This window comes from Rhodopseudomonas sp. (assembly GCF_013377015.1).
Taxonomy (GTDB): Bacteria; Pseudomonadota; Alphaproteobacteria; order Rhizobiales; family Xanthobacteraceae; genus JARJEH01.
Window position 1 is genome coordinate 982,461 of record NZ_JACABA010000001.1, and the last position, 9,338, is coordinate 991,798.

Genomic DNA, 9,338 nt, shown 5'->3' on the forward strand with positions numbered 1-9,338 from the left:
GCACCCGCCCCGGCCTCAAGGCCGCGGCGGATGCGTCAATCTTGTTCGGCGCGGCACATGCGCCGCGCGCGTCAACGAATCCGCGGCAACACTTCGAACTGATGGAACGGCGGCGGCGACGACAGCGTCCATTCCAGGGTGGTGGCGCCGACGCCCCACGGATTGTCGGCGGCCTTTTCCTTTTTAATGAAGGCCAGCACCATGCCGTAGAGGAAGATCAGCACCGCGAAGCCCGAGATATAGGACCCGATCGAGGAGACGAAGTTCCAGCCGGCGAAGGCGTCGGGGTAATCGACGTAGCGCCGCGGCATCCCGGACAGGCCGAGGAAATGCTGCGGGAAGAACACCAGATTGACGCCGATGAAGGTGACCCAGAAGTGCAGCTTGCCGATGGTCTCGTTGTACATGTAGCCGGTCATCTTCGGGAACCAGTAGTACCAGCCTGCGAAGATCGCGAACACGGCGCCCAGCGACAGCACGTAGTGGAAATGCGCCACCACGTAATAGGTATCCTGCAGCACGCGATCGACGCCGGCATTCGCCAGCACCACGCCGGTGACGCCGCCGACGGTGAACAGGAAGATGAAGCCGATCGCCCACAGCATCGGCGTCTTGAACTCGATCGAGCCGCCCCACATAGTGGCGATCCAGGAGAAGATCTTCACCCCGGTCGGCACCGCGATCACCATCGTGGCGGCGACGAAATAGGCCTGCGTCGCACTCGACATGCCGACCGTGTACATGTGGTGCGCCCACACCACGAAGCCGATCACGCCGATCGCCACCATCGCATAGGCCATGCCGAGATAGCCGAACACCGGCTTCTTCGAGAAGGTCGAGACGATCTGGCTGATCATGCCGAAGCCGGGCAAAATCAGAATGTAGACTTCGGGGTGACCGAAGAACCAGAACAGATGCTGGAACAGCACCGGGTCGCCGCCGCCTTCGGCGGAGAAGAAGGTGGTGCCGAAATTGCGGTCGGTCAGCAGCATGGTGATGGCGCCGGCGAGCACCGGCAGCGACAGCAGCAGCAGGAAAACCGTCACGAGGATCGACCACACGAACAGCGGCATCTTGTGCAGGGTCATGCCGGGAGCGCGCATGTTGAAGATCGTGGTGATGAAGTTGATGGCGCCGAGGATCGACGAGGCGCCGGCCAGATGCAGCGCCAGGATCGCGAAATCCACCGCCGGGCCGGGATGGCCCGAGGTCGACAGCGGCGCGTACATGGTCCAGCCGGCGCCGACGCCGTTGGAACCGGATTCGCCTTCCACGAAGGTGGAGATGATCAGCAGCGCGAACGAGGCCGGCAGCAGCCAGAACGACACGTTGTTCATGCGCGGGAACGCCATGTCCGGCGCACCGATCATCAGCGGCACGAACCAGTTGCCGAAGCCGCCGATCATCGCCGGCATCACCATGAAGAAGATCATGATCAGGCCGTGCGAGGTCACGAACACGTTGTAGGTGTGGGTCTCGTGGAAGATCTGGATGCCCGGATACATCAGCTCGATGCGGATCAGGATCGACATGGCGCCGCCGATGATGCCCGCGATGATCGCGAACACCAGGTACATCGTGCCGATGTCCTTGTGGTTGGTCGAGTAGACGTAGCGCCGCCATCCGGTCGGATGCGCATGCGCATGATCGTCATGGGCGTGATCGGCGTGAGCAACCCTGGCAGCTTCCATCGTCATTTTCAGATCCTGACTTGCAAATTCGCTTGCAAACTTTGGAACCTCACGGCCCCGTCACCCATTCGAAATGTCGCGCGGCAGCCGAGGCTCACTGCGCGGCAGCCCCGGTCGAAGCGAACGAATTTCCCGCGCTGACCGCGATCTGCTGCTTCTTCCAGGCGGCGTAGTCCGCGTCGGTCACGACCCGCACCACGATCGGCATGAAGGCGTGGTCCTTGCCGCACAATTCCGAACACTGGCCGTAGAACTTGCCGAGCTTGGTGGCCTTGAACCAGGTTTCGTTGAGCCGGCCCGGAATCGCGTCGATCTTGATGCCGAACGAGGGAATCGCGAAGGAGTGGATCACGTCGGCGGCGGTGGTCTGCACCCGAATGACCTTGTTGACCGGCACCACGACTTCATTGTCGACGCCGAGCAGCCGCGGCGGCGTCGGCGTGATTTTCGCCCGCTCCGCGTCGGTCAGCATGATCGAGGTGAACTCAATCTTGTCGTCGGGATAGTTGTAGGTCCAGTTCCACTGGTTGCCGGTCGCCTTGATGGTGACGTCCGATTTCGGAATATCCAGCTCCTGGAACAGTAGGCGGAACGACGGCACCGCGATCGCCACCAGGATCAGCACCGGGATGATGGTCCACGCCACTTCGATCAACGTATGATGCGTGGTCTTCGACGGGATCGGGTTGGCCTTGGCGTTGAACTTCACCACCACGATCACCAGCAGCGCCAGCACGAACAGCGTGATGGCGATGATCATCCAGCTCAGAAAATTGTGAAACCAGGTGAGATTGTCCATCACCGGCGAACCGGATTCCTGAAGCTTGTATTCCCACGGCGCGGGTTGCCCGAGTTCGGCAAACGCCGTCCCGCTGATCGCAACGACGCCTCCCATAATCGCCAAGCCCAGCAACTGGCGGCCGATCCGGCCCATCAACAGCTTCATGCCGTTCGCGCTCCCCTTGAAAAAATTTATTCGCACGCTCGCCAATCGACGAAGCCTGCCGCTTATTGCGTTTCCCGATCAAACCGCGACGATTTGTCCGTGAGAACGCTTCGCATTCCGTTTCTCAAACCATAATTCGCAGGCTGTCGCAATGCAGTATTGAACTTTAGGCGATGGTTCGCAGATGTTTATCTGATGCCCGCAGCAGGTACCGGCGCGCCGACCAAACCGGTGCCCCAGTATGTGAACCAAGCTTGACAGATGCGCCCCCCGATGTAGGCACAACACGAACGTTTGACGGGAGCCTGATTCGCTGGCTGCGGGAGGTTGCCTTTATGGTGCCGTCATTGCCGACCAGTCCCTTGACCTGACCGTCATTGCCATGGGATCGACCCTGATGGGGTTTTCGAAATTTCCTCCGATTCGCGCCGCATCCGGCCGGCCCGTTCGCCACTCAGTGTGGCGCCTCGCGTTGGTTGGCACGGTTGCGATCGCCTGGCACCTCGGGATCGCCACAGGCGCACAGGCGCAAGGCGCGGTGCGCTCGGTCCATGGCGACTGGCAGATCCGCTGCGACACCCCGCCCGGCGCAAAGGCCGAGCAATGCGCGCTGATCCAGAGCGTGGTGGCGGAGGACCGCTCCAACGCCGGCCTCACCGTGATCATCCTGAAAACCGCCGATCAGAAGAGCAAGCTGATGCGGGTAGTGGCGCCGCTCGGCGTGCTGCTGCCGTCCGGCCTCGGGCTCAAGCTCGACAACGCCGACGTCGGCCGCGCCGGCTTCGTCCGCTGCCTGCCGAACGGCTGCGTCGCCGAAGTGGTGATGGACGACAAGCTGTTGGGCCAGCTGCGGACCGCCAAGACCGCCACCTTCATCATCTTCGAGACGCCTGAGGAAGGCATTGGCTTCCCGCTCAGCCTCAACGGGATCGGCGAAGGCTACGACAAGCTGCCTTGACAGCGGTGGGTGCGGCCCACTGCGATCCATTCCGATCAGCCCTCCCTTTTTCTGAATGCAGTGCTTATCTTCGGATCAACCGACGTTGCGCGGCGATTTGCTGCGCTCGGCATGGAACCGGAGCTTTCATGACCTCTCTCGCCACCACCTCCCTGCTCGACCGCGCCAATCTTGATCGCGACCAAGTGCGGCGTGAAGTCTCGCGCGGACTCTCGGGCGCCGACGACGGCGAGCTGTTCCTGGAATACAGCCAGACCGAGGCTCTGGCGTTCGACAATGGCCGGCTGAAGCAGGCGACCTACGACACCGCGCAAGGTTTCGGCCTGCGCGCCGTGAAGGACGACGCGGTCGGCTACGCGCATTCGTCGGACGTGTCGCTTCCCGCGCTGATTCGCGCCGCCGACGCGGTCGCGGCGGTGCGTGGCGACTACAGCGGCACATTCGCCGCCGCGCCGGCGCACACCAATGTCCGGCTCTATGGCGACGACAATCCGCTCGACGCGCCGGGCTTCGAGGCAAAGGTCAAGCTGCTGGCCGAGATCGATGCCTATGTGCGCGACAAGGATCCGCGGGTGCGGCAGGTCTCGGTCTCGGTCGGCGCCACCTGGCAGGTGATCGAAATCCTGCGCCCGGACGGCGAGAGCTATCGCGATGTCCGACCGCTGGTGCGGGTCAACATTTCGGTGGTGGCCGGGCAAGGCGACCGGCAGGAAAGCGGCAGCAAAGGCTATGGCGGCCGCGAGGGCTACGCCCGCTTCATCGAGACCAAAGCGTGGCGCGAGGCGGCCGATGGTGCGATCCGCGAAGCCATGGTCAATCTCGAGTCGGTGCCGGCGCCGGCCGGCGAGATGGACGTCGTGCTCGGCCCCGGCTGGCCCGGGGTGATGCTGCACGAAGCGGTGGGCCACGGCCTCGAAGGCGATTTCAACCGCAAACAAACTTCTGCTTTTGCCGGGCTGATGGGCCAACAGGTCGCCGCCAAGGGCGTCACCGTGGTCGACGACGGCACCATTGCTTCAAGGCGCGGTTCGCTGTCGATCGACGATGAAGGCACGCCGACCAGCCGCACCGTGCTGATCGAGGACGGCATTCTGGTCGGCTACATGCAAGACCGCCAGAACGCCCGGCTGATGAAGATGAAGCCAACTGGCAATGGTCGCCGTCAGAGCTACGCCCATGTGCCGATGCCGCGGATGACCAACACCTACATGCTGGCCGGTAGCCGCGATCCGGCGGAAATCCTCGCTTCGGTGAAGAACGGCATCTTTGCCGCGAATTTCGGCGGTGGCCAGGTCGACATCACCTCGGGCAAATATGTATTCCAGTGCACCGAGGCCTATAAGATCGAGAATGGCAAACTCGGCGCGCCGCTGAAGGGCGCGATGCTGATCGGCAATGGTCCGACCGATTTGCACCGCATTTCCATGATTGGCAACGACGTGCAGCTGGATTCCGGCATCGGCACCTGCGGCAAGCACGGCCAGGGCGTCCCGGTCGGGGTCGGCCAGCCGACGCTGCGGATGGAACGGATTACGGTCGGAGGAACCGGTTGATGAGCGTGGAAACGGGATCAATCAAGGCCGCCGTGCGGCGCTGGTCGTCGCAACTGGGACAGTTGGTGGCGATCGTTGCGATCGTGCTGGTCGGCAAGGGCGCGCTGGCGGAGCCGTTCTATGTGCCGTCCGGTTCGATGGAGCCGACGCTGCTGATCGGCGACGCGTTGTTGGCGTCGAAATTTCCTTACGGCTACTCCACGGCGTCGCTGCCGATCCATGTCGCCTTTCCGGAAACCGGCCGGGTGTTCGGCGAAACGCCGAAGCGCGGCGACGTGGTGGTGTTCCGCTGGCCCGGCGACCGTTCCCAGGTCTGGGTCAAGCGCGTGATCGGCCTGCCCGGCGATCGCGTGCAGCTACGCCAGGGTCTGGTCTATATCAACGGTGTTTCGGCGAAGGTCCGGCCGGATGGGCTCGGCGAATCCGAAGACGACAACGGCGGCGCCGAAACCGCGCAGCGCTATATCGAGACGCTGCCCGGCGGCGTCTCCCACGAGATCTTCAAGCTCTATGATCACGGCCGCCTCGACAACACCGAGGAGGTCGTCGTGCCGTCCGGCCATCTGTTCGTGATGGGCGACAATCGCGACAACTCCGCCGACAGCCGCGTCATGGTGCGCGACGGCGGCGTCGGCCTGCTGCCGATGGACAATCTGGTCGGCCGCGTCGACGCCATCGTCGGCTCGTGGAATCCCGGGATTCGCAGCCAGCCGGTGACGAGCTGGCTGTCGGGCTTCCGGATCGCGCGGTTCTTCACGTCGGTGCATTGAAGATAGCGGCGAAGGGTGCGCCCTCGCCGCCGGCGCGGATCAGAACGACGTCGTCAGATTGGTCAGCCATTGCGGCGAGGCCTCGACCAGCACCGCCTCGATCTTCTTGTCGGCTCCGCTGATGATCGCCGCGCCGATCAGGATGAAGGCCGCGCCCAGCAAGACCTTCCCGAGCTTGCCGGCCGACAGCAGCCGGTCACGCACGGCCATCAGCGTCGCGCGGGAGATCTGCCCGAGCAGCACCAGCGGCAGGGCGGCGCCGATGCCGAAGATCGCCATCGTCAGCGCCACGGTCGGCAGATCCCGTCCCTGCGCGGCCAGCAGCGACGCCGCGCCCAGCGTCGGTCCGACGCAGGGCGACCAGACCGCGCCGAGCAGCAGGCCGATCGCGAATTGGCCGCCGAGCCCCGACGAGGCCACGCCGCCGAAACGGCGGTCGGCCCAGCCCGACAACGGGCTGCCGGCGGCGGACAGCCTAGCCTGCCACAACGGCACCAGGAGCACTGCGCCGATCGCGATCATGATCGCCGCGGCGCCGACGCGAAACATCCCGGCGTCGATGCCGAGACCGAAGCCGGCCACCGCCAGCAGCAATCCGATCGCGGTGAACGACAGCGCCAGCCCCGCCGCCAGCGCCAGCGCGCCGTAACGATGCGCGGTGACCGCGGCGCCCAGCACGATCGGCACCAGCGGGAGCACGCAGGGCGACAGGATCGACAGCAGCCCGGCCAGGAAGGCCAGCGCGAAGGCAGTCACGGACTCAGAGCGCCTTGTCGAGCAGCGCGCCGATCGAGGTTTCGCTGGTGTCGCCTACCGAGCGGCCCTGCTCGGCGGCGCCTTTGAACACGATCAGCGTCGATTGCATCTGCGCGCCGAACGACTTCACCGTCGGCTTCTGGTCATCGAAATCGACCCGGAAAATCTTCAGATCCTTGAATTTCGGATCAGTGGTCAGACGCTCGATGATCGGTGTCTGCGCCTTGCAGGTCGGGCACCAGCCGGCATGAATCTCGATCAGGACCGGCTGGCCAGCGGCCTGCGCCGACTTGAACGCGTCGGTGGCAAACGGAACCGCGGAGCTGGCGAAGGCCGATGAGACCAGTCCGGTCACGGCCAGCAGTGTGGCGAGCAGGGCGCCGTTGAACATCTTTCGTGTCATCGTCATTGCGAAATCCCTCATTTGCCGGATGCGCGGACGCCCGCGATCAAACAAGGTTCGCCGGACGCGCTGACAAAGTTACGTGCCGGCGCAGGGATTGTTACCTGACGACTCCGGAAATGAATCCCGGTTTGCGCCGCGGCGGCTTGATGTCCTTTTTCAGGAAGCAGTGGGGACTCTTGCCGACATAGCCCGGACGCGCATAGGTCCAGGCCCGGCATTTGTGGTCGTCCTCGCAGAGGGCCTTGCAGGCATCGCTGCCGTCGCCCTTGTTCAGCTCCAGATTCCGGTAGTCGCCGCCGAAGCGATCGATCGAGGCCTCGATCGAAGAGTTGCGCGGCTCCAGCACGCCGGCGCCGCGCACACCGGACACGCAGCAATTGTTCGGCACCCGCTGCGGCACGCTGCTCTTCAGCCAGCACACCGCGCCCTGATCCGGCGCGGTCGGATAGGCGAAGGTCCATGACCGGCAATGGCGGTCGCGTTCGCAGACGATGGCGCAGTCAGCCGGATCGCCGCTCTGCACCGGCGAACGCAAATAATCACCGCCGGGACGGTCGAAATTCGCCTGCGCCCGGGCCGGGCCGGTCGACAGCGCGGCCGACATCAGGCACGCCGCCAAAGCGAGCATGACCGAACACGCCCTGAGCAGGCCGCCTCGCCGCATCCCAATTGCTTTCGAATTTGGCTCCGAAGTCCCTGAAAAACGTCCCTTGGAACTTCCGAACCGCCGCACCGGGAGCCATCTGATGGTCCGCTACCTGTACGGCGGATGAACGGCCACCGGGTCGGCCCGGCAGCTAGAAGGCGTATTCGTCGTAGGCCGGCTCCACCGAGCCGTGCCAGTCGCCGTTGAATTTCTGCAGCATTTCCTCGGCGGGGGAGCGGCCGGCATCGAGAATCCGGTCGAGCGGCTCCAGATGCCGCGATTCATCGCGGCCGGCGTGGTCGACGCGGCCGCGCCGGCGCAGTCCGGCATGCGCCAGCACCATGCATTCCTTGGCGATCTCGAACAGGTAGCGATCGCGAATCTTGGCCTTGAAGCCGAGCCGCGGCACGTCGTCGCGCAGCGCCTGGCGCTCCTGCGCGGTCCACAGCCGCACGATCTCCCAGGCGGCGTCGAGACTGGTGTCGTCGTACAGCAATCCGACCCAGAACGCCGGCAGCGCCGGCAGCCGGCCCCACGGCACGCCGTCGGCGCCGCGCATCTCCAGATAACGCTTGAGCCGGACCTCGGGAAAGATCGTCGAGAGGTGATTGGCCCAATCCGACAGCGTCGGCCGTTCGCCCGGCATCATCTTGTTGTTGCCGGCGAAGAAATCGCGAAACGACGAGCCGGCGACGTCGATATATTGGTCGCCGCGCTTGACGAAATACATCGGCACGTCGAGCGCGTAATCGACCCAGCGCTCGAATCCCATGCCGTCCTCGAACGCCCAGGGGATCATGCCGGAGCGGGCGTTGTCGGTGTCGCGCCAGATCTCGGAGCGGAACGACAGCAAGCCGTTCGGCTTGCCTTCAGTAAAGGGCGAATTGGCGAACAATGCGGTGGCGATCGGCTGCAGCGCCACCGACACCCGCAGCTTCTTGACCATGTCGGCTTCCGACGAGAAGTCGAGATTGGTCTGCACCGTGCAGGTCCGGTACATCATGTCGAGGCCGTATTGACCGACCTTCGGCATGTAGTTGGTCATGATCTTGTAGCGACCTTTCGGCATCGTCGGAATTTGCGCGCGCGACCATGACGGCGTCATGCCGAGCCCGAGGAAGCCGATGCCGAGCGGCGTCGCCACCTCGCGCACCTGGGCCAGATGCGCCATCAGTTCGGACTGGGTCTGGTGCACGGTCTCGACCGGCGCACCCGACAGTTCGAACTGGCCGCCCGGCTCCAGCGAGATCGCGCCACCGCCGGTGACGTCGTAGAGCCCGATGATGTTGCCGGCTTCCATGATCGGCTCCCAGCCGAGCAGCAATTTCATCCCCTCCAGCAGCGCACCGATGCCGTGCGCGCCGTCATACGGCACCGGATGGTGACCCACCAGCGTGAACGGGGTCTTTTCGTGCTCGGTTCCGATCCGGAATTCCGACGGCGGTTTCACGCCGTCTTCCAGCCACGCCACGAGCTCGTCGCGCGAGTGCAGTGGCGTCATATCGATCTGGTCACGCGCCATGAGGATTCCGGAGGATAGGCGCGGTGGTCAGCTGCGCGCGGTGTCGGGGCCCGCGGCGGGCGAGATCGCCCGCGGCGGCGGAGGGTGAAA

At 64.5% G+C, this 9,338-nt stretch carries 9 protein-coding genes; 3 read left to right on the forward strand and 6 right to left on the reverse strand.

Annotation, left to right across the window (positions count from 1 at the left end; all coding sequences use genetic code 11):
• Nucleotides 1-71: 71 nt before the first annotated feature.
• Together ctaD and coxB are read right to left on the reverse strand one after the other, a co-directional pair.
• A complete protein-coding gene (ctaD, locus tag HXX15_RS04810) occupies nt 72-1,697 on the reverse strand; it encodes a cytochrome c oxidase subunit I (RefSeq protein WP_296513208.1) in 1,626 nt (541 codons plus the stop codon).
• A gap of 88 nt (nt 1,698-1,785) precedes the next feature.
• Nucleotides 1,786-2,637, reverse strand: coding sequence for a cytochrome c oxidase subunit II (gene coxB, locus HXX15_RS04815; RefSeq protein WP_296513211.1), 852 nt, complete (start codon nt 2,635-2,637; stop codon nt 1,786-1,788).
• Between the two features lie 397 nt (nt 2,638-3,034).
• On the opposite strand from coxB, the gene HXX15_RS04820 reads away from it, so the two are divergent.
• The 3 genes from HXX15_RS04820 (at nt 3,035) to lepB (ending at nt 5,918) form a co-directional block, all read left to right on the forward strand.
• On the forward strand, nt 3,035-3,595 hold the full coding sequence (locus HXX15_RS04820; protein ID WP_296513213.1) for an invasion associated locus B family protein: 561 nt from the start codon (nt 3,035-3,037) through the stop codon (nt 3,593-3,595).
• Between the two features lie 128 nt (nt 3,596-3,723).
• On the forward strand, nt 3,724-5,148 hold the full coding sequence (gene tldD / locus HXX15_RS04825; RefSeq protein WP_296513215.1) for a metalloprotease TldD: 1,425 nt from the start codon (nt 3,724-3,726) through the stop codon (nt 5,146-5,148).
• Nucleotides 5,148-5,918 carry a signal peptidase I gene (gene lepB, locus HXX15_RS04830; RefSeq protein ID WP_296513216.1) on the forward strand — a complete coding sequence of 257 codons (771 nt, stop codon included), beginning with the start codon at nt 5,148-5,150 and terminating at the stop codon, nt 5,916-5,918. The genes tldD and lepB overlap by 1 nt, the downstream gene beginning before the upstream one ends.
• A 39-nt stretch (nt 5,919-5,957) precedes the next feature.
• On the opposite strand, the gene HXX15_RS04835 is transcribed toward lepB, so the two are convergent.
• The 4 genes from HXX15_RS04835 to HXX15_RS04850 form a co-directional block, all read right to left on the reverse strand.
• Nucleotides 5,958-6,674, reverse strand: a complete 717-nt coding sequence (locus HXX15_RS04835) for a cytochrome c biogenesis protein CcdA (RefSeq protein WP_296513218.1) — start codon at nt 6,672-6,674, stop codon at nt 5,958-5,960.
• A gap of 4 nt (nt 6,675-6,678) precedes the next feature.
• A complete protein-coding gene (locus tag HXX15_RS04840) occupies nt 6,679-7,083 on the reverse strand; it encodes a thioredoxin family protein (RefSeq protein ID WP_296513221.1) in 405 nt (134 codons plus the stop codon).
• Nucleotides 7,084-7,177: 94 nt separating this feature from the next.
• Nucleotides 7,178-7,708 carry a PAN domain-containing protein gene (locus HXX15_RS04845; RefSeq protein ID WP_296513223.1) on the reverse strand — a complete coding sequence of 177 codons (531 nt, stop codon included), beginning with the start codon at nt 7,706-7,708 and terminating at the stop codon, nt 7,178-7,180.
• Nucleotides 7,709-7,877: 169 nt separating this feature from the next.
• Entirely contained in the window at nt 7,878-9,248 is a 1,371-nt protein-coding gene (locus HXX15_RS04850; RefSeq protein ID WP_296513225.1) for a glutamate--cysteine ligase, read from the reverse strand.
• Nucleotides 9,249-9,338 lie beyond the last annotated feature (90 nt).